The sequence below is a fragment of the Banduia mediterranea genome, assembly GCF_031846245.1.
Taxonomy (GTDB): domain Bacteria; phylum Pseudomonadota; class Gammaproteobacteria; order Nevskiales; family Nevskiaceae; genus Banduia; species Banduia mediterranea.
Genome location: NZ_JAVRIC010000011.1, coordinates 41274 through 60881 on the forward strand (window position 1 = coordinate 41274; position 19608 = coordinate 60881).

The window sequence follows — 19608 nt, forward strand, 5'->3', positions numbered from 1 at the left end:
GCCCCCGTTTTGGCGGAGTTGCGCATGAACATCTCCAGACCCTCCGAACGCTTCGTTACTCATGAAGTGACCAACCAGGCGCCGCCGCTGAGCGGCTTCAATGCCTATGTCAGTGATCCGGCCCTTCGCGATGCAGTGCATCGCGAAGGCGGCGGCTGGGCCGAGAGTCAACTGCAGGCCTTCGGCGAACTTGCCGGCGGCGAACTGCTCGATCTCGGTTTCGAGGCCAATCATCACAAGCCGGAACTGGTGCTCTACGATCGTTACGGGCACCGTCTCGATACGGTCGAGTTCCATCCGGCGTATCACCGCATCATGGAATTGGCGGTGGCCCACGGCGTGCCGGGGTTCGCCTGGAAGCACGCGGGCCAGCACGGCGCCCACGTGGCGCGCGCGGCGCTGGCATTGCTGCACGCGCAGGCCGAGCAGGGCACCGGTTGTCCGCTGACGATGACCTATGCCAGCGTGCCGGCCCTGCTTCACGCTGGCGATTTCGGCCGGCAGTGGGTGTCGAAAATCGCTGACGGGCAATACGATCCGCGCCCGCTGCCGGGCCTGAGCAAGAACGGCGTGCAGATCGGCATGGGCATGACCGAGAAGCAGGGCGGCTCCGATGTTCGCAGCAACACCACGCGCGCGTATGAGCTGGGCGACGCTCAGTTCGAGATCGTCGGCCACAAATGGTTCTTTTCGGCGCCGGCCTGCGATGCGCATCTGGTGCTGGCGCAGGAGGACGCGGGAATCTCCTGCTTCCTGCTGCCCCGTTATCTGGACGACGGCTCCAGGAATCGCGTGCGCATCCAGCGCCTCAAGGACAAGCTCGGCGACTGGAGCAATGCCTCCAGCGAGGTCGAGTTCCACGGGGCGGTGGCGAGTCGTGTGGGTGAGCCGGGGCGTGGGGTCGCGACGATACTGGAGATGGTGGCGCTGACGCGGCTGGACTGCATGATGGGCTCGTCCGCCGTGATGCGGCAGGCCCTGCAGCACGCGGTACATCACGCCCGCTATCGTCAGACCTTCGGCAAGACCCTGGTCGAACATGCGCTGATGCGGAACGTGCTGGCCGATCTGGCGCTGGAGTCCGAGGCGGCCACTGCGCTGACGATGCGCGTGGCGCGTGCCGTGGACGCCAGCGCCCGCGACCCGCGGGAAGCCGCATTCGCGCGAATCGCCACGGCGATCGGCAAGTACTGGATCTGCAAACGCTGCGCGCCGTTCGTCAACGAGGCCCAGGAATGCCTCGGCGGCCAGGGCTATGTCGAGGAATCGATCCTGCCGCGCCTGTACCGGCAGGCGCCGCTGAACTCGATCTGGGAGGGTAGCGGCAACATCCAGTGTCTGGACGTGTTGCGCGCGCTCAATCGCGAACCGGCAACGGCCGAGGCGCTGATGGCCGAGCTGGAATCGGCACGCGGTGGTCATCCGGCGCTGGACCGCGAGATCGGCGCGCTGCGCGAGGAACTGGCCGACAAGGACAACATCGAGCCGCGCGCACGCTACCTGACCGAGCGCGCGGCGCTGGCGATTCAGGCGGCAGTGCTGATCCGAGGCGGCAATCGTGTGGTTTCCGATGCCTTCTGCGAATCGCGGTTGGGTGGGCAGCGCGGCCAGGCCTTCGGCACGCTGTCGCCGCTGGCGCCGATGCAGACCTTGATCGAGCGCAGCTTCGTCCCCAACTAGCTTGTGCACTGACCGACTCGGATAAACTGCGCTGATGAACAAACCCAAGACCGACCTCCGCATGCTCAACGACGATCCGGAATCCGAAAACGAGAAGAAGGCCCCGCGCACGCCTGCGCTCGAGGAACGCCTGTTCAAGGCGCGCACGATCCTGATCTATGGCGGTATCGACCAGAAGCTCGCCGAAACGGTGACCGCACGCTTGCTGGCCTTGCAGTCCGAAAGCGACGAGCCGATCACGATCTTCATCAACAGCCAGGGCGGCCACGTCGAGTCCGGCGATACGATCTACGACATGATCAAGTTCGTGAAGCCAGAGGTCCGGATCGTGGGCACCGGTTGGGTTGCCAGCGCCGGCGCCCTGATCTATGCCGCGGCCAAGGCGGAAAACCGCCTGAGCCTGCCAAATACGCGCTTCCTGCTGCATCAGCCCTCGGGCGGCGGCACGGGCACGGCGTCGGACATCGCGATCCAGGCCAAGGAAATCATCCGCATGCGTCGCCGGCTCAACGAGATTTTCTCGATCGAGACGGGGCAGCCGATCGAGCGCATCGAGAAGGACACCGATCGCGACTATTGGATGTCCGCGGCGGAAGCCAAGGATTACGGTCTGGTCGGTCGTATCGTCCAGAGCGCAGCCGAAATCGGATGAAGTCCTGTCGACCGAGCGGTGCCGGTATTCGAACGCGCTGACGGGTGTCGGGGGCCGTGAGCGAAACCGGACCCCCGGCGATGCTGTCGCGAGCCGCATTCCTGGATGTGGTGCGTGATGCGCCGCTGGTGTCGATCGATCTGATCGTGCGTGATGCCGCGGGGCGGGTGTTGCTCGGCTTGCGCCGCAACGAGCCGGCGCGCGACTTCTGGTTTGTTCCTGGCGGGCGCGTGCTCAAGAATGAGCCGCTTGAGGCGGCCTTCGGCCGTCTGACCGCAAGCGAGCTTGGCCGGGCGAAGCAGCGCAGCGATGCGCGTTTTCTCGGCGTCTACGAGCACGTTTACGACAACAATGCCGGTGAACGCCCGGGCTTCGGAACACACTACGTCGTGCTCGGCTACGAACTGCGCCTGGAGGCCGGGCTGGAACTGCCGCCGGAACAGCACAGCGACTATCGCTGGTGTGGGGTCGCGGCGCTGCTGAGCGATGACCGCGTGCACGCGAACACCAAGGCGTATTTCGTGGACTGAGGCCTGTTTTGGTATCCCCGAGGTCAGTGCAATCAATCGCGAAGGGATGGTGCTGAGAGACAAGGCGCGAGGCGGAGGCATGGCCATCGCTATGGTGACGACGAGCAACGCCGTATCGCAGCGCCAGACCGAGCGAGAATTGATACTTGTCTCTGGGGCACCACTCTAGCCGCCGCCACGCAGGGCGGGATAGGTTCAGGCTTCCGGATTACCGCGCGGGTCGGGCCAGACGAAGCGCACGCGGGTACCGGGTCGGGCGTCACGGAACTTGACGATGCCGCCGTGCGCGGCGGCGATGCGCTGCACGATGTGCAGTCCGTATCCGTGGCGCCGCTCTTCGGACAGGTTCGGGCGTCGACCGAGTTGTTCCTGCGCGGTCGGCGGCAGCCCCTCGCCATGGTCGCGAACGCTCAGCTCGATGGTATTGCCGCGCCGCCGGCAGGACAGCTGGATCGGTGGCCGACCGTGGCGTACGGCGTTGTCGAGCAGATTGTGCAGTAAGCGTTGCAGCGCCTGCGGACGGCATTGCGCGTCGAGGTGCTGTGCCACTTCCACCTCGATCCGCATCTGCGCGCGGTAGCGTTGCGCCGCCTCGCGGACCAGCACGGCGAGATCGGTGTGCGCGAACGGTTCTTCGCGCCCGTCCCGTACATATTCCATGAAACGGTCGAGTATCGCGTTGATTTCGCCGATGTCCTGTTCGATCGCGAGATGCGTGTCCTCGTCGCCTTTCAGCAGATCGACCGATAGCTGCATGCGAGCCAGCGGCGTGCGCAGGTCGTGCGAAATGCTCGCCAGCATCAGTTTGCGTTCCTGCAGATCGTCGCGCAGCCTGCGGTCGGCGTCGCCCAGGGCTGCGGCCAGCTGGCGGACCTCGCGCGGCCCTTCCTCGCGGGCCGGAGGCAGGGGTTTGCCCTCCGCCAGCGTGCGGGTCGCGGCGGCGAGACGTTGCAGAGGACGGTTGATCTGCCCGGCCAGCCACCACGACGCGACGATGATCGCGGCGGCCACCGCGGCAAACCAGATCAGAATCAGCAGGCGTACGTTGCCGGGATCGTAGGCCAGGGGCAGCGCCAGCCAGTCGCCGCCGATGTCGGGGGTGGGGCCGATCCAGAACACCACGCGTTGCTCGCCGTCGCGGCGGACCTCCACCGGCACCCCGAGCCGTTCCGAGGCCCGACGCGCGACGCTGCGCGCGGTGATCCGTATCGGTGACAGCGGCGTGCCCAGGCTCGGCGGCTCGCGGCTCAGTTCCAGCCCGGAACCCTTGAGGATTTCGCGTGCCTGTTCGTCGGAATCGGCGGTCGCGTAGATGTACTGCGCCAGTCGGTACTGCGCCTGGACGAGATCGCCAACGCTGTCGAACTGGACGCCGGCGATGAACACCCAGGCCAGCGTGATCGCGCTGCCGATCGTCACCACTACGGCCGAAGCGACCGCGAAGAAGGTCTGCTGATGTGCGCTGGGCGCGGTCAGGATGGACGATCCGGATCCCGAGCCTGGCCCCGCCATCCGTGGCGGTGCGGTTTCAGCCATCCGCGACGAAGACGTAGCCGAAGCCCCAGACGGTCTGGATGTAGCGCGGCTGGGAATTGTCGTCTGTCAGGAGTTTGCGCAGGCGCGACACGCGGACGTCGATCGCCCGGTCTTCGGGCAGGTATTCGCGCCCGGTGGCCAGCACGTAGAGACGGTCGCGCGACAGTGGTTGCCCGGCGTGACGGATCAGGGCGGACAGCAGCGCGAAGTCGCCGGTGGTCAGCGGGATGCGGGTATCCGCGTCGCGCGTCAGGCTGCGCCGTTCGAAATCCAGGATGAACGGACCGAAGCGGTACTGGCCCAGTTGCGGTTCCGGCGCGCCCGGCGGGGTCGAGCGTGTACGCCGCAGTATCGCCTTGACGCGCGCCACCAGTTCGCGTGCGTTGCAGGGCTTGGGCAGGTAGTCGTCGGCGCCGACTTCGAGCCCGAGGATGCGGTCCACGTCGTCGCCCTTGGCCGTGAGCATCAGCACCGGCACGTCGTTGCCTTCGGCGCGCAGGCGCGAACACACACGCAGCCCGTCGTCGTCCGGCAGCATCAGGTCGAGCACGATCAGGTCCTGATGCTCGCGTTCCAACCAACGCTGCATCTGGCGCGCATCCGGCACGCCGCGCGCATCCATGCCGGCGTCGTTGAGATGCCGGACGATCAGGGCGCGCAGACGATCGTCGTCGTCGACGACCAGTACGCGGCGGTTTCTTAGATCGGTTTCCATTGCTGTCTGGCCGATTCGGATCAGCCTGTTCTCCCCGGACCGGGTCTAGGCGCGTTCGTCATCAAGCCCAGGTTCAAGCGTACCCGCTTTTGCCAAGGGCATCGCGGACCGCAGACGCCATGCTCATACCGCATCCAACGCGAAGAACGCGCGCGCGTTGTCACGGGTCAGGCCAGCGAGCTGTGATGCTGTCTGCTGGCGCGCCTCGGCCACGGCCGCCAGCACCGCGGGCAGGAACGCCGGTTCATTGCGCCGGCCCGCCTGCTTGCGGACCTCGCGCGGCAGATTGCGCGGCATCAGATAGGGCGCATCGGTCTCGATCATCAGGCGGTCGTCCGCAATGCGCGGCACCGATTCGAGCAAATGAGCGCCGCGGCGCTCATCGCTGATCCAGCCGGTGATGCCGATGTGGCAGTCCAGCGCGAGGTAGTCGTCCAGAGCTTCGACACTGTCGGTAAAGCAATGCACACAAGCGGCCTTCAGCTGCGGGCGAAATTCACGCAGGATCGCCAGGAAGTCGGCATGTGCGTCGCGCTGATGCAGAAATACCGGCATGGCACAGTCGACCGCCAGCCGAAGCTGTTCCGAGAACGCCTGGCGCTGCGCCGGGCGCGGTGCGAGATCACGAAAATAGTCGAGCCCGCATTCGCCGAGGGCGACACAGCCCGGGTCCTGCGCCAGCGTCTGAAAATGGCTGCGCAGATCGGAATTCCAGTGCTCGGCGTGGTGGGGGTGCAGGCCGGCCGTGGCGTACAGGCGGCCCGGATGCCGGCGCGCGAGTTCGACCGCGTGCGTGGCACTGTCGCGGTCGCTGCCGGTGACGATGATGGCCTCCAGGCCCGCAGCCCAGGCGCGTTCCAGCACGGCGTCGAGATCGGCCTTGAAGCTTTCGTGCGAAAGATTGGCGCCGATGTCGATCAGCCCCACCGGTGCATCGTGCTCAGTAGGCATCGACACCCTCGGTTCGCGTCGCCGGCGCCAGGCAGTCGTGGCGCCACAGTACGCGTTGTTCGATCCGGGCCGTTTCGCCGGGCGGCGGAGTACGCTCCAGCATGTAGATCAGGCGCAGCGACAGCAGGCGCTGCTGCGGCCGGGCTTTGAGGTTCCAGTCGCGGCACAGGTAGCGCGCGTAGTGCCCGCGCTGGTCGGCGTATTCGCGCTGCCACAACCGTGTGCGATAGGTGCGCCAGCGGATCGGCGTGGCATGGGTCATCGCGATGTGGGCGGGCTTGTCGAAGCTCGGCGTCTGTCCCGGATGCAGCACGTCGACTTCGGAACCATCCACCAGGCGGCCGGGAACCACCATCCAGCCGTCGTCCCGGTACGGGCGCGGCGCGAACATGTTCCAGTTCTGATCGATGCGCAGCCAGTTGAACACCGGCTCGACCGGCCCGCCGACGAAGCGTGGCAGGGCCTGCACCGAGCTCAGGTTCCAGGCCAGGATTCCGAACAGGAAAATCGCGGCGATGATCTGCGAGGCGTGGCCGGGTACGAAGCGTACCGGGCGCTCGTGCAGCAGCCAGGCACTCGCTCGACCGACTGCTGCACGATGATTCGCAACGAAGTCATAGAGTCGGTTGCCGGGCGTCTGTAGCCAGGTCGCCGAGAGCAGATGCCCGAATGGGGCCAGCCACGGCGAGGCTTTCAGCAGCGCGGTAAAGGCACTGAACTTGAGGTGCGCGGTGTCGCTGTAGTCGATGACAACCCACGACCCATGTGCCTGCATCAGCGCGTCGGCGCGCGGGCTGTCCTGCGCCGGACGGATTTCGGCGCGCGGCAGCATCAGCAGTGCGCACAGCGCGCGACAGCTCTGGCGGCAGAACGCGCAGTCGTGATCGTAGTGGACACGCAGGCCGCGTCCGAGTTGCTGGCGAGTTCCCAGCCAGTCCCACAGCCCTCCGCCGATCAGCACCGTCAGCGAGCACAGACTCACGAACGGGAACAGACCCAGCGTCAGGCAGGCGAGGAAGCCGAGGTGCATCAGCGCCAGCAACAGCAGCGCGACGCCGCGTGTGATGCGGTTGAACCATGGACACAACACCAGCAGCGGTGCAGCCCATTCGAGGCCGTAGACACCGTAGCTCAGCGTGCGCATGAGCCCTGGGAAATCGCGCAGCCATTCGCCGATAGGCGTGACGTAGCGGTCGAGCTTGAGCGCGTAATAGACCGCATTGCCGTCCGGCCACCAGTCCGCGTCCGACTTGAGCCAGGCGGTGAAGAAGTACACCGACAGCACCTGCAGCAGCAGGCCGGCGCTGGCCCAGCTGCGATAGTGATTCGTTTCAGGCGGGGCGGCGTGCGTCAGCGCGGCATCCAGCGAGGCGCGCGCGCCGAGCGGCAGCAGCATGCCCCAGAACAGCAGGCAGCTCAGCAGATTGTCGGCGCCGATCAGGATCAGCGGGTTGCGGCTTTGCAGCGATACCAGCAGTACGAAGCTGATCACGGCGGCCAGGCGTGTGCGCCAACCGACTACCAGCGCCAGTGCCGCGGCCATCTGCGCGACGAACAAGGCGGCCTCGAAATACACCGAGCCGCTGGACAGGTGTAGCGAGAAACGCCAGGCGCCGGCGCTGGTCACGGCGACTTCGCGCGGGAACACGCCGAAATCGCTGTAGAACGCGCCGAGGTCGGCAAAGCGCTGCCACAGGTCCACGAACAGCAGCAGACCCAGCGCGATGCGGAACAGCGCCAGCGTCCTCAGATCGATTGCGAACAGATCGAGCAGGCGGTCCGGCAGGCGGATGGGCGAACGAACGGTCATGTTTCCCCGAGTATGGTCAGCCCCCACGAAAAAGGGGAGCGCGAACGCTCCCCCGTGTCACTGCAAGTGTGTCATCAACCGCCGAGGTCGCCCATCTGGCCGCTGCCGCCGTCCAGCCAGCGCTGGTATTCCGGATCGACGCGTTCACCGAGGCCGCGCACGTAGCCGCCGTCGCGGTATCCGCTACCGAGCAGTCCTCCGAGCAGCCCGCCGCCGTCACCGTCGTCTCCGTCATCGCCACCGCCGAGCAAGCCCCCGCCGTCACCGCCGAGCAGCCCACCGCCGGTGTCCTCGGCGGGTTCGGGCTCGTCGTCGTCATCGCCTTCGCTGATTTCATAGATCAGGTATCCAAAGCCGGCCGCCGCCACCGCAATCAACGCCCAGTCCGTCCATTGATATTCGGTGTCGTCGCCGTTGGCCCGGTTGCCGGGAATCGCCGCGCGGCGAACCATGGGAACGCCGTTGAAGCTGATCTGCTCCAGCCCCTGCGCCGTGAAGTCGGCCATTGCAAACGGCGTGCCGCCGAACGTGTCGGTCTGCCAGCGGTGGCTTCGTGCCTGATCGAAGCGAAAGCCGTAGTGCAGAGGGACGTCCCGGTTCGTGGTGGTGGTGCCACCGAATTCCATGCCGACATAGGCGCTGGCGCGCGATTCCGAGGAACGGTCCCAGGTGTCCGCCTGTGCCAAGCCGACCGTCGCCAGAGCGCCGACGGTGACTGCTGCTAGAGCGATCGAACGCATCCGTGCTCCCCCATCCAGTTTATTTGGGTGTGTCGTTACGCCATACACCGGTTCGAGTGCGGCGGTGCTGCACTGACTATATGGAGCTGCATGCGGGCTGACAAGCGCTGCACTATGCTCGCACCGGCGAATGTCGAAGGCGGGCTGGTCGATCATGTGCATGCAAGGGAATGCTCGGGGAAGGCTGCGCGCAGCCTTTGGGGCGGTCGGGGCGCTGATGAGGCTGGGGCTGACGCTTGCGGCACTGCTGCCGGCGCCGATTCTGGCGCAGGACGCGCGCGCTTATGTCAGCGATGAGCTGGCCGTGACCTTGCGTGCGGCGAAGGGGACCGATGCCACGGTGCTCGGGCTGGTGCACAGTGGTGAGGCGGTGACCGTGCTGGCGCAGGATACCGACAGCGGCTATGCCCGCGTGTCCACCGCGGACGGACGACGCGGTTGGTTGCTGTCGCGTTATCTCAGCGAGCAGCCGAGCGCGCGCCAGCAGATGGAATCGGTGCTGGCCGATCTTGAAACGGCGCGAGCCCGCATCCTTGAACTGGAGGCGCTGTCGGGGGTCGATGTCGAGGCGCTGCTGGAAGACAATGAGCGCCTGCGGCGCGAGCTTGAGAAAAGCGCCGCGGATGAGCAGTTGCGACAGCGCAAGTCCGAACTGGCGCGAGCGCAGCGCGATGCGCTGGTTGCCGGCGCCTTGGTGTTTGTCGTGGGTCTGGCCTTGGGCGCATGGGCGACGCGGCGACTGGCCAAGCCGCCCGCCGGCTGGCGAGAATTGTGATCCGTTTCGCCGCTGGCCGGCGAACCTACCACCATGCAGTGCTGAAACGACCCATTTCATGAACTCGAATTCCTTACCCTCTGTCGGCGAATCCAGGAACCTGAGCCTGCGCGCCGGAGGCGGAGCCGTTGAGGCAATCCTGTCGGCTCCCCGCAAGTCGCGCCAGCGCCCGGGCTTCGCCGTGGTCTGTCATCCGCACCCGCTGATGGGCGGTGCGATGTCGAACAAGGTGTCGTACATGCTGGCGTCCTCTGCGCAGCAGGCCGGGCTGTACGCGCTGCGTTTCAATTTCCGCGGCGTCGGCACCAGCGAGGGTGAACACGACAAGGGGTTTGGCGAGACCGATGACGCGATCGAGCTGTTCGAGTGGATGCAGGCGCAGATGCCCGATGCGCAGACGGTGATGGCCGGTTTCTCGTTCGGTGGCTATGTCGCGCTCGGCGCGGCCGCCCGGGTGAAGCCGGATGCGCTGGTGACGGTGGCGCCGCCGTTTCGCTATTTCGAGGATCGCGAGACGCCGCAGCCGGATTGTCCGTGGCTGCTGATCCACGGCACGGATGACGAGGTGGTGCCGTATGCGGAAACCGCAAGCAAGATCGAGACGCTGTCGCCCAGGCCGCGCCTGGTGACAGCGCAAGGCTGCGGGCACTTCTTCCATGGCCGGCTCGATGTGGTGCGCGATGCCGTCGTGCCGTTTCTGGATGAATTGCTGCAGGCCTAGCAGCCTGCCGGACTCAGTATGAATCTGCTGCGGCATGGCCGTTGCCCTCACCCAGCGCTCGCATTCGCGCGGGTCGGTCGGCATCACGCCGCGAGTGATTCACGCTAACAACTTCTGAGCTGCAAGGCGCTGCTCGAAGCCAGGCGTTCACATTCGGTTTGGTATGCTCGCCCGCAATAACCAAGGAGGGGAATCCCCATGCACAGATTGCGCGTTCTGCCCCCATTTGCAGTGCTGCTGAGCCTTGCATTCTCGGCACAGGCGCTGGCCGGCGATTTCGATATCGAGACGCCGGACCAGGATGCTTTCGGTGATGTCGCCAAGGACATCACTGCGGCCCTGAACTACAAGGCACTGGGTCCGGCCGAGCCGTCCGGTCTGAGCGGATTTTCGATCGGCATGTTCGGCAGCTACGTGCCGGTCGAGAACGAGGACGCGTGGGAGACCCTGACCGGTGATGAGCCTGGCGAGATCGGAATGGCCGGCATCAGTGTCAGCAAGGGCTTGCCGTTCGGGGTCGATGTGGGAGCGTTCTACAGCGCCGTGCCGGGCACCGACGGCAGCCTGTTCGGCGCGGAACTGCGCTATGCGGTGTGGAAAGGCGGGATCGCATCGCCGGCGGTGGCGGTGCGCGCCAGTTACAGCAAGCTGTCGGGTGTCGACGATATCGACTACGACTCCACGGGCCTCGACGTTTCGATTTCCAAGGGCTTCACCCTGCTGACGCCCTACGCCGGAGCCGGTATGGTGTTCGGCACCGTTGACGCCGCCGACGAATTCGGGCTCGACAAGGAAGATGTCGACGTGGGTCGCTTCTTCGCGGGCGTCCGCATGACGCTCGGGTTCATGGCGCTGACACCGGAGTACGAGCACGTGGGCGACAACGATGTCTTCAGCCTGCGTGTTTCACTTGGACTTTGATCGAACACAAGGACTGACCATTGCTGGAAGCGCTGAGCAAGCTGTTCGCCCGTGGCGATGAACCGAACCAGGATCCGGAAGCGAAACGCCGCATGGCGGTTGCGGTGCTGTTGCTGGAGATCGCCCGCGCCGATTTCGAGTTGCAGGAGACCGAACACAAGACCGTGCGTGACCTGGTTGGGCGCCATTTCGGGCTCGACTCGGCCGCGCTCGACATGTTGATGGAACGCGCCGGCCGGGAGCTGCGCAGCACGACCTCGCTCTACGGATTTGTCGAGACCCTGAACCGCTCACTGAGTTACGAAGACCGTCAGGGCATGATCAACATGATCTGGCAGGTCGCTTTTGCGGACGGTCGGCTCGATCCGAACGAGGAAGTGCTGGTGCGGCGTCTTGCGGACATGCTGCATATCCCGCACAAGGATTTCATACGCGAAAAGCTGCGCGTCTCGGGTGACTGATCCCGCGTTGGTCCATGCTGCGAACGGGGTGCGGCGCTGATGGCGAAGCGGGAGCTCAGCCGGGCCTGGCTGGCAAACCGGCGGGTCATGACCAAAATCGCCGTGACCTTCGGCAGCTTGCTGCTGTTGTTCGCTGTGACCTGCGGCCTGTTCTTCGTATCGCAGCAGCTCACCGAGGACGCGCGCCGCTGGACCGCGCATACCCTCGAGGTATTGCTCGCCGGCGAGGAGATCAAGGGCCTGGTGCTTGATCAGCAGCGACTGGTCCGGAATGCATTGATCTACGAGTCGCCGGATGAGCTCGCTGGCTATCGTGAATCCGCCCGCCGGTTCGACGATGCCTTGGCATCCCTGGTGATATTGGTCAGCGACAATCCGCAGCAGCGGGTCGGTGCCGAGCGGATCGGTGAGCTGATGGACGACTATCGCGAGATCGTCGTCGTGCCGATGCTGGCGGTCGAGGGGCGCCGCGGGTTGGCCGCCTTGCGTGCGCCGTTCTCGATGGAGGACGGCCCGCTCAGGCGCGGTGCCGTCGTGATCGATCAGCTGTTCGACCAGTTGACGCGCTTCATCAGTGCAGAACGCAAGTTGTTGGCGGAGCGTGAAGCGCGCCTGGACCGGTCCAAACTGATCAGCAACATCGAAGTGCTCGGCATGCTGGCGCTCGGGATCTTCATCGGCTGGGGGACGCTGCGGCTGGCCTCCCGCTCGATTGCCGGCCCGCTCGAAAAGCTGACGCGCGAGACCCAGGAGCTGGCCGGCGGCCGACTCGATATCGAGCTGTCGTACAGGAGCCACCGCGATGAGGTCGGCGATATCGCGCGTGCGCTCGAAGTGTTCCAGGACGCTGCACGAAATACCGCCGATCGGGAGTGGATCAAGACCTGTTTGGCCAGCATCAGTGTGGATATGGGCTCTGAGGCGACGCCACGCGCGCTCGCCACCATCGTACTCTCGCGTTTGTGTCCCGTGGTCGAGCTGCCGTACGGAGCCTTGTTCTACCGGGATGCCGAACAAGACACCTACGAGCCCATCGGAAGTCATGGTACGCAGCCCACGACCAAGGCTGTTCGCGAGGGTGAGGGGCTGGTTGGACAATGCGTGCGGACGCGAAGCCCCATGCGGATCGATGCCTTGCCCGCGGACTACGTGCGTATCGAATCCGGTCTGGGCGCAGCCACTCCGCGGGTGCTGTATCTGTGGCCGCTGATTACCGCTGGCGGTAACGTGGTCGCTGTGCTCGAACTGGCCGGATTCCAAGCCATCGATGTCCGCCAGCAGGAACTCGTCACGGAACTCACCAAAGTGATGTCCCTGGCTCTGGAGTCTCTGGGACATGCACAACGCACACGCCAGTTGCTCGAGGAAACTCAGGCGCAGGCCGAGGAATTGCATGCCTCACAGGAGGCTCTGCGCGGAAGCAATGAAACCTTGCAGTCGAGCAATGCGCAACTCGAAGAACAGAGCCAGCAGCTACGCGCGTCCGAAGAGGAACTGCGGGTGCAGCAGGAGGAACTGCAATCGACCAACGAGGAACTGGAGGAGAAGAGCCGTACCCTGGGCGAATTCAACGAGCAGTTGCAGAGCTTCCGGCGGGAACTCGAGCAGCGCAACCAGGACCTGGAACAGGCCAGCCAGTACAAGTCGGAATTTCTGGCGAACATGTCGCACGAGCTGCGTACGCCGCTCAACAGCCTGCTGATACTCGCCAAGACCCTGGCCGACAACGACGAAGGCAACCTCAGCGAAGACCAGATCGAATCCGCCCGAATCGTGTTCGAAAGCGGAACCAATCTGCTGCAGCTCATCAACGACATTCTCGATCTGTCGAAGATCGAGGCCGGCAAGATGGAGGTGGTCACTGATTTCATCGACCTGCCGCTGTTCGCCGCCGGGCTCAAGCGCGAGTACCAGCATGTCGCACGTCAGCGCGGGCTCGATTTCCATATCGACATCGCCGCCGAGGCGCCGGAATGCTTGCAGACCGACTCGCACAAACTGCGACAGATCCTGGTGAACCTGATCGGCAATGCGTTCAAGTTCACCGCCAGCGGTGGCGTAAGTTTGCGCATCGAGCCGGTGCGTGAGCAACGCCTGTTTGGCGGGGTTCCGGCGTTCGTACGCCTGGTGGTCACCGACACCGGCATCGGCATTCCGGCTGAAAAATTGGAGCGCATCTTCCAGGCTTTCGAGCAGGTCGACAGTTCGACCAGCCGCAATTACGGCGGGACCGGGCTCGGGCTTTCCATCGTGCGCGGTCTGGCGATGATGCTTGGCGGGGAAATCGGCGTGCACAGCCGCGAAGGCGAGGGCTCCTCATTCAGCCTGATCCTGCCCGAGATGCCACCCGCCGAGGCCGACCGGCCAAGTCAGGCGCCCTTGCGTCGCGACGGGGTGACGACGCAGGCGCCGCAGCCGCCGACCATCTTGACCGAAGCGGCAGCGCCGGTCAGTACGCGGGCACTGGTCGATGACGACCGCGATCGCATCGAGGCCGGCGATACGGTGATACTCGCGGTGGAAGATGATCCGGTCTTCCTCAAGATCCTGGTGGATGTGACGCGCAAAAAGGGCTTTCGAGTGCTCGCCGCGCTCGACGGAGCCAGTGCCCTGATCCTGGCCGGGCAGTATCGGCCGACCGGCGTGCTGCTGGATGTGGCTCTGCCGGGCATGAGTGGCCTGGACGTGATCGAGCACCTCAAACGCAATCCGGTGACGCGCACGATCCCTGTCCACATGATTTCCGCTGGCGAGGAGTCGGCCAAGAGCCTGGAGCTGGGCGCTGTCGGCTTCCTGCACAAACCCGTCAGCAAGGAAGGTCTCGACCAGGCCTTCGACCGCGTGATGCACTTCGCCTCGAATGGCGCCCGCACCGTGCTGGTGGTGGACGATGACAATGCATCAAGGGTCGCAGTACGCAAGCTGCTGTCCGAAGCGCAGGTCGAACTCACCGAGGCGGCGACGGCGGCCGATGGTCTCAAAGCCTTGCAGGACGGCCAGTTCGACTGCGTGATTCTGGACCTGGGGCTGCCGGACGGAACCGGCTTCGATCTGCTGGAACAGGCAGCACGCAGTGGTCCGGTGCCACCCGTGGTGGTTTATTCGGCACGCGAGCTGACGCGCGAGGAGAACCTCCAGCTGCATGAATACACCGACAGCATCGTCATCAAGGGCGCGCGCTCGCCGGAAAGGTTGCTGGATGAGGTGAGCCTGTTCCTGCACGCGATCCGCCGTGAATCGGCATCGGCGCCGGCCTTGGTGCCCCAGCCGGAGCGCAGTACCGACCTGGCTGGAAAGACCGTGCTCGTGGTTGACGATGACATGCGCAACGTGTTCGCCTTGTCCAAGGCGCTGCGTAGCCGCGGCCTCAACGTAGTGGCGGCGCAGGACGGCTTCAAGGCACTCGAGCAGCTGGAGAAGCAGCCCGTCGTGGACATAGTGCTGATGGACATCATGATGCCCGGCATGGACGGTTACGAAACCATGCGCCGCATCCGCGGCAACGCGCAATGGCTGCGTCTGCCGATCATCGCGCTCACCGCAAAGGCGATGCGTGGCGATCGCGAGAAATGCCTTGAAGCCGGCGCCAACGACTATCTGTCCAAACCGATCGACGTCGAGCGGCTGGTGTCGCTGATGCGTGTCTGGGCCGGCGGCGACAACATTCGCAAACCGCTGGCCTGACGGAGCCGCCGGGTGCCCGCATGAGCAGCCTCCATCCATCGGACCTGCAGGACATCGAAGTTCGCCTGTTCGTGCAGGCCATGCAGCTGCGCTACGGCTACGATTTCAGCGGTTATTCGCCAGCCTCGTTCAAGCGCCGCGTGCGCGGTGCCACCGAACACTTCGGCCTGGCCACGATCTCGCAACTCACGGAACGCGCGTTGCATGACGAGACCTTGTTGACACAACTGATCGCGCGTCTTTCGGTGCCGGTGACGGAGATGTTCCGCAACCCGGAGGTGTTCCAGCAGCTGCGCGAGGACGTGCTGCCGTGGTTGTCGAGCTTCCCGCAGTTCAACATCTGGCAGGCCGGCTGCGCCAGCGGCGAGGAGGTGTATTCGCTGGCGATCCTGCTGGAGGAAGCCGGTCTCTACGACCGGGCCCTGATCTACGCCACCGACTTCAACGAGCACGCGCTGGACCGCGCCCGTGAAGGTATCTACGCGGCACGCGAGGCGCGACTGTTCTCGGAGAACTACCAGCGCGCCGGCGGTAGTGGCTCGCTGTCCGACTACTACGTGGCCGGCTATGACCATATCAAGCTCGACGCACGCCTGAAGCGCAACATCAGCTTCGCCAATCACAATCTCACGGCGGACGGCGTGTTCTGCGAGGCGCATCTGATTCTGTGCCGTAACGTGCTGATCTACTTTTCCGACAGCCTCAAGGATCGCGTGCTGACGCTGTTTCGCGACAGCCTGGCGCGGGGGGGCTATCTGTGTCTCGGCAACAAGGAATCGCTGATATTGTCCACGCTGGCGGACGAGTTCAAGCCGGTGAGCAGCGGCCACGCCTTCTACAGGCTACGCAGCACGAATGCCGTCTAGACGGTATCGGGCAGTGGTCGTTGGCGCTTCGCTGGGCGGCTTTCATGCCCTGCGAACGTTGTTCGCGGCCCTGCACGGCCGTTTTCCCTGGCCGGTGATCGCGGTCCTGCACACCGCAACCGAAGACGTGTCCGACATGGCTCAGCTGTACGCCGCACGGACGCCGTTGAATGTATCCGAGGCGCCGGAGCGAGTCGCGCCGCAGGCCGGCAATGTCTATCTCGCGCCGGGCGGCATGCACTTGCTGATCGAAACCGACGGACGGTTCGCATTCTCCACCGAGGCGCGCGTGAACTTTTCGAGACCGTCGATAGACGTGCTGTTCGACAGTGCCGCAGACGTCTATCGTTCCGGGCTGATCGGAGTCGTGCTGACAGGCGCCAACGATGACGGGGCCCGCGGGCTGTCCGCGATCCGCTCACGCGGCGGGCTGGCCATCGTCCAGAACCCCGCGACCGCGGAAGCGCCCAGCATGCCGGCTGCCGCGCTGGATATCGCCGGCGCGGACTATGTGCTCGACCTTGAGAAGCTCGGGCCGCAGCTCAATCGACTTGCAGGACTGGATGCATGAATCAGCACATGAAAGGGACCAGGCCGAAAATACTGGTCGTCGACGACACGCCGGCCAATCTGGTCGCAATGCGTCGGCTGCTGTCCAAGGTCGATGCCGAACTGGTGGAGGCGAATGGAGGCAACGAGGCACTGGCGGCCACGCTGGAGCACGAGTTCGCACTGATTCTGCTCGACGTACAGATGCCCGATATCGACGGTTTCGAAGTAGCCAGCCTGCTATCCGAGGAGGAAAGCACGCGCGACACGCCGTTGATCTTCGTCACCGCCGCCAGCAGCGACGAACTCAACCGGCTGCGCGGCTACCGGTCCGGCGCTGTCGACTACATCACCAAGCCGATCAACGACATGGTGCTGCTGTCGAAGGTCAATATTTTCCTCGACCTGTTTCGTGGTCGCCGCGAACTGGAGGTGCTGCTGGCGAGGCTCGCCGAGCAGAACAAGCAGTTGGAGATCGAGATCACCGAACGTCGGCGGCTGGAAGCGCTGGCGCGCCATCAGGCCGGCCATGATCCACTGACCGGACTACCCAACCGCATGTTGTTTCACGACCGGCTGGCGACGGCGATCGAGCGCAGCCACCGCAGTGGACACATGTTCGCACTGGCCTACATCGACATCGACGGGTTCAAACCGGTCAATGATCAGCACGGGCACGATGCGGGCGACGAATTGCTCAAGAGCATCGCGCAGAGAATGCGAACGATGACGCGTACAGAAGACACGGTCGCTCGTCTGGGCGGAGACGAGTTCGCGGTGATCATGGAGGGCTTTGTCGACCAGACGACGGCGGCCTTGCGTCTGTCCGAGGACATCTGCGTGTCTTTGCGCGAGCCATATCACCTGAGCGCTGGTGAACCGGCAAACTCGGTCGAAGTCGAGGTCGGTGCAAGTCTCGGGCTTGCGCTGTTCCCGATCAACGCCGCAGATGCCGACAGCTTGGTACGGGCGGCCGATCGGGCGATGTACGCCGCCAAGCGCGGTGGCAAGAACCGGTGCGTCGTCGCCGACTGAGTTCTTCGGACTCAGTCGGCGCCGGAGTTGACCAAAGACGCCAGTTCGTCGCGACTGGACACGGCCAGCTTGGTGTAGATGCGCTGCAGGTGGTTGGAGACCGTGGACGGAGAGATGTCGAGATCGCGTGCCACGGACTTGTAGCTGCGTCCCGAGGCGATCGCATCCGCGATCTCACGTTCCCGATCCGTCAGGCGTTCAAGCGCGCCACGCTCCCAGATGCGGACATAGGCCAGATCCTTGTCGACTTCCACGAACACGGTGAGCCGACCCACTGTGATCTCGCTGCGCATGGTGTCGTCCGGAATGTCGAACGGCAAGGGGCCGCCGCGCCAGCTTGGGAAATGCTTCTGGATCATCGACAGGAACGAATCCTGCGCGTGGTAAACGCGGCCCTCGCTGTCCACCAGCGCGGTCGGCCGGTTCCAGTGCCTGGCGGTGGGGCGCGCGGCATTGAGGAAGTAGGACTGCGTCGCGGCGGCGGTCATCAGCGGCGCGGCGCGCGCCAGCAGGTACTTCGCCTCGCTGCCGAACGGTGGATCATCAAGGCTGCGGAACAGCGCGATCTCGGTACACAGCCCGGTGAGCTTGTCTTCCACGCGAATGGCGAGGATACGGCCCAGATCGAGTGGCTCCAGCACTCTTCGGTTGAAGGACTCAACACGCAGTTGTTCGTCGCTGATCAGGTCTTCGAGCGCCACGGCAACACCGGGCTCGGCGCCGATCGCCGCGTACACGGCGATGTTGGCGCGATTGCGCGACAGCACCGCCGCAGTGGTCGGCGGCAGATTGACCAGCGTCTGGCTGTGCGTAATCTCTGACACGATGTGACCGCGTCGCCACATCGCCCCCGTCGCCGGGATCATCTGCAAAAGCTCCTTGAGCAACCATTCGCGAAAAGTACTTCCGTCGACGCAAATAGCTCCTTCGAAGAAGAGCCGCGCCAGACTGGCGGTGTCCATATTTCTTAGCCCCCCCGAGCTGCAAAGCGGTTGATGAATTGCCGCCATTCTAACCTGTCCGAAGTTCCCTAAACGTTCTTGGGGTAGTTCTGCCCTGGCCAGTCCAGGGGATACCGGGCGGCCGAAGATTGCTGTCATGGCAAGCATTCCAGTCAATTCCCGATGTTTTGCTTGGATAATCGCTTGACCGCTTTTTCACTAGCCCCCGTATGGGGTGTTCGCTCCGGACTCTAGTCATGCTGGCGCCTTGGGTATGTGACTTTTGGATAGGTCCGGACTAGGGTGAGCGTTGGAACCCGTACGGGAAGCAAACGGGTCGTCTGGGGCGGCAAAGGAATGCTTGTCGTCAGGAGAACAGGGATGTTGAATCGATCCATCAGCCGGTGGCGCGCAGCGTTTTCGATGCTTTGCGCATGGTCGTGCATACAGATCGGGCCGGCGTGGGCCCTGGATTTCGAAGGGCAGGCCGCTACCGACCTGGCCCGTTTCCAGGATCTGCTGGAAGTGGCCAAACTGCGGGATGCGCACGAGATCGAGCTGCCGGTTGCCGGTGGCAATCTGGAAGTCACCGTCCGTGCCGGCAAGGTTTCCGATCAGGACTGCCACTACTACGAAACCCTGCGCAAGCACAGCGCCCGCCAGCCGGCGACGCTGCGCATCTGGCGGTCCGCCCATGCGCTGCCGTGCGCACGACTGGCCGATGATCTGCGGGCCAATCTGACGACCTTCGACATCGAACCTTCGGGCCTCGTCAGAACCGCGATTTCGCCGGTTTCGGCCGACGGGCGGGCCGGGTCGGCACATGTCGCCTTGACCGCCGGTGCACGAATTCGCAGCGAGCCTTCGTTGCAGTCGCTCAAGGTCAGGCCCACTCGCAGTGAAGCCGAGGTGGGTCCGTTGACGGCCGGTGACTGGCATCCGGTGCTGGAACACGGACGCGTGATCGGCTACGTTCACCGCGCCGTGGTCGAGCGGCTCGGTTCAGGCTGAGGTCGCGCCCCTCTTTGACAACAGACACAC

The 19608-nt window shown here is 64.7% G+C and carries 18 protein-coding genes; 12 read left to right on the forward strand and 6 right to left on the reverse strand.

Annotated features, from left to right (window positions below; genetic code table 11):
- Positions 1-24 precede the first annotated feature (24 nt).
- The 3 genes from RM530_RS09245 (at position 25) to RM530_RS09255 (ending at position 2862) form a co-directional block, all read left to right on the forward strand.
- The gene (locus RM530_RS09245) at positions 25-1680 is read left to right on the forward strand and encodes an isovaleryl-CoA dehydrogenase (protein WP_311364939.1); all 1656 of its coding nucleotides are present in this window, start codon (positions 25-27) and stop codon (positions 1678-1680) included.
- Positions 1681-1741: 61 nt separating this feature from the next.
- The gene (locus RM530_RS09250) at positions 1742-2332 is read left to right on the forward strand and encodes an ATP-dependent Clp protease proteolytic subunit (RefSeq protein WP_349256212.1); all 591 of its coding nucleotides are present in this window, start codon (positions 1742-1744) and stop codon (positions 2330-2332) included.
- 56 nt (positions 2333-2388) lie between these two features.
- On the forward strand, positions 2389-2862 hold the full coding sequence (locus RM530_RS09255; protein WP_311364941.1) for a GDP-mannose mannosyl hydrolase: 474 nt from the start codon (positions 2389-2391) through the stop codon (positions 2860-2862).
- A 195-nt stretch (positions 2863-3057) separates the two neighbouring features.
- Here the strand turns inward: RM530_RS09255 and RM530_RS09260 are convergent, their stop codons facing one another.
- The 5 genes from RM530_RS09260 to RM530_RS09280 form a co-directional block, all read right to left on the reverse strand.
- Positions 3058-4374: an ATP-binding protein gene (locus RM530_RS09260; RefSeq protein ID WP_311364942.1), complete on the reverse strand. Its 1317-nt coding sequence runs from the start codon at positions 4372-4374 to the stop codon at positions 3058-3060.
- 16 nt (positions 4375-4390) lie between these two features.
- Complete coding sequence (locus tag RM530_RS09265) at positions 4391-5113, reverse strand: response regulator (protein ID WP_311364943.1); 723 nt, start codon at positions 5111-5113, stop codon at positions 4391-4393.
- Between the two features lie 123 nt (positions 5114-5236).
- A complete protein-coding gene (locus RM530_RS09270) occupies positions 5237-6064 on the reverse strand; it encodes a TatD family hydrolase (RefSeq protein ID WP_311364944.1) in 828 nt (275 codons plus the stop codon).
- Complete coding sequence (locus RM530_RS09275; protein WP_311364945.1) at positions 6054-7874, reverse strand: HTTM domain-containing protein; 1821 nt, start codon at positions 7872-7874, stop codon at positions 6054-6056. The genes RM530_RS09270 and RM530_RS09275 overlap by 11 nt, the downstream gene beginning before the upstream one ends.
- Before the next feature lie 74 nt (positions 7875-7948).
- Entirely contained in the window at positions 7949-8614 is a 666-nt protein-coding gene (locus RM530_RS09280; protein ID WP_311364946.1) for a hypothetical protein, read from the reverse strand.
- A 217-nt stretch (positions 8615-8831) separates the two neighbouring features.
- Here RM530_RS09280 and RM530_RS09285 point away from each other — a divergent pair, with 217 nt between their 5' ends.
- From RM530_RS09285 to RM530_RS09320, 8 genes are all read left to right on the forward strand, one after another.
- Entirely contained in the window at positions 8832-9389 is a 558-nt protein-coding gene (locus RM530_RS09285; protein WP_311364947.1) for a TIGR04211 family SH3 domain-containing protein, read from the forward strand.
- 58 nt (positions 9390-9447) lie between these two features.
- Entirely contained in the window at positions 9448-10110 is a 663-nt protein-coding gene (locus RM530_RS09290) for an alpha/beta hydrolase (RefSeq protein ID WP_311364948.1), read from the forward strand.
- A 198-nt stretch (positions 10111-10308) separates the two neighbouring features.
- Positions 10309-11031: a hypothetical protein gene (locus RM530_RS09295; RefSeq protein ID WP_311364949.1), complete on the forward strand. Its 723-nt coding sequence runs from the start codon at positions 10309-10311 to the stop codon at positions 11029-11031.
- Positions 11032-11051: 20 nt separating this feature from the next.
- The gene (locus tag RM530_RS09300; RefSeq protein ID WP_311364950.1) at positions 11052-11492 is read left to right on the forward strand and encodes a tellurite resistance TerB family protein; all 441 of its coding nucleotides are present in this window, start codon (positions 11052-11054) and stop codon (positions 11490-11492) included.
- 87 nt (positions 11493-11579) lie between these two features.
- Positions 11580-15176, forward strand: coding sequence for a response regulator (locus tag RM530_RS09305; protein WP_311364951.1), 3597 nt, complete (start codon positions 11580-11582; stop codon positions 15174-15176).
- 20 nt (positions 15177-15196) lie between these two features.
- Complete coding sequence (locus RM530_RS09310; protein ID WP_311364952.1) at positions 15197-16042, forward strand: CheR family methyltransferase; 846 nt, start codon at positions 15197-15199, stop codon at positions 16040-16042.
- Positions 16032-16613: a chemotaxis protein CheB gene (locus tag RM530_RS09315; protein ID WP_311364953.1), complete on the forward strand. Its 582-nt coding sequence runs from the start codon at positions 16032-16034 to the stop codon at positions 16611-16613. Before RM530_RS09310 ends, RM530_RS09315 begins: the two co-directional genes overlap by 11 nt.
- Positions 16614-16621: 8 nt before the next feature.
- The gene (locus RM530_RS09320; protein WP_311364954.1) at positions 16622-17626 is read left to right on the forward strand and encodes a diguanylate cyclase domain-containing protein; all 1005 of its coding nucleotides are present in this window, start codon (positions 16622-16624) and stop codon (positions 17624-17626) included.
- An 11-nt stretch (positions 17627-17637) separates the two neighbouring features.
- Here the strand turns inward: RM530_RS09320 and RM530_RS09325 are convergent, their stop codons facing one another.
- On the reverse strand, positions 17638-18492 hold the full coding sequence (locus RM530_RS09325) for a helix-turn-helix transcriptional regulator (RefSeq protein WP_311364955.1): 855 nt from the start codon (positions 18490-18492) through the stop codon (positions 17638-17640).
- A 456-nt stretch (positions 18493-18948) separates the two neighbouring features.
- Between RM530_RS09325 and RM530_RS09330 the strand changes: the two genes are divergently transcribed.
- The gene (locus tag RM530_RS09330; protein ID WP_311364956.1) at positions 18949-19578 is read left to right on the forward strand and encodes a hypothetical protein; all 630 of its coding nucleotides are present in this window, start codon (positions 18949-18951) and stop codon (positions 19576-19578) included.
- The last annotated feature ends 30 nt before the right edge of the window (positions 19579-19608 follow it).

Bases quoted from the DNA above. Each gene is read 5' to 3' on its own strand.
- RM530_RS09250 (WP_349256212.1), top strand. From the start codon at position 1,742: ATGCTCAACGACGATCCGGAATCCGAAAACGAGAAGAAGGCCCCGCGC.
- RM530_RS09305 (WP_311364951.1), top strand. From the start codon at position 11,580: ATGACCAAAATCGCCGTGACCTTCGGCAGCTTGCTGCTGTTGTTCGCT.
- RM530_RS09330 (WP_311364956.1), top strand. From the start codon at position 18,949: ATGTTGAATCGATCCATCAGCCGGTGGCGCGCAGCGTTTTCGATGCTT.
- RM530_RS09290 (WP_311364948.1), top strand. From the start codon at position 9,448: ATGAACTCGAATTCCTTACCCTCTGTCGGCGAATCCAGGAACCTGAGC.
- RM530_RS09315 (WP_311364953.1), top strand. From the start codon at position 16,032: ATGCCGTCTAGACGGTATCGGGCAGTGGTCGTTGGCGCTTCGCTGGGC.
- RM530_RS09245 (WP_311364939.1), top strand. From the start codon at position 25: ATGAACATCTCCAGACCCTCCGAACGCTTCGTTACTCATGAAGTGACC.
- RM530_RS09270 (WP_311364944.1), bottom strand. From the start codon at position 6,064: ATGCCTACTGAGCACGATGCACCGGTGGGGCTGATCGACATCGGCGCC.
- RM530_RS09320 (WP_311364954.1), top strand. From the start codon at position 16,622: ATGAAAGGGACCAGGCCGAAAATACTGGTCGTCGACGACACGCCGGCC.
- RM530_RS09260 (WP_311364942.1), bottom strand. From the start codon at position 4,374: ATGGCGGGGCCAGGCTCGGGATCCGGATCGTCCATCCTGACCGCGCCC.
- RM530_RS09265 (WP_311364943.1), bottom strand. From the start codon at position 5,113: ATGGAAACCGATCTAAGAAACCGCCGCGTACTGGTCGTCGACGACGAC.
- RM530_RS09310 (WP_311364952.1), top strand. From the start codon at position 15,197: ATGAGCAGCCTCCATCCATCGGACCTGCAGGACATCGAAGTTCGCCTG.
- RM530_RS09275 (WP_311364945.1), bottom strand. From the start codon at position 7,874: ATGACCGTTCGTTCGCCCATCCGCCTGCCGGACCGCCTGCTCGATCTG.
- RM530_RS09325 (WP_311364955.1), bottom strand. From the start codon at position 18,492: ATGATCCCGGCGACGGGGGCGATGTGGCGACGCGGTCACATCGTGTCA.
- RM530_RS09285 (WP_311364947.1), top strand. From the start codon at position 8,832: ATGAGGCTGGGGCTGACGCTTGCGGCACTGCTGCCGGCGCCGATTCTG.
- RM530_RS09280 (WP_311364946.1), bottom strand. From the start codon at position 8,614: ATGCGTTCGATCGCTCTAGCAGCAGTCACCGTCGGCGCTCTGGCGACG.
- RM530_RS09295 (WP_311364949.1), top strand. From the start codon at position 10,309: ATGCACAGATTGCGCGTTCTGCCCCCATTTGCAGTGCTGCTGAGCCTT.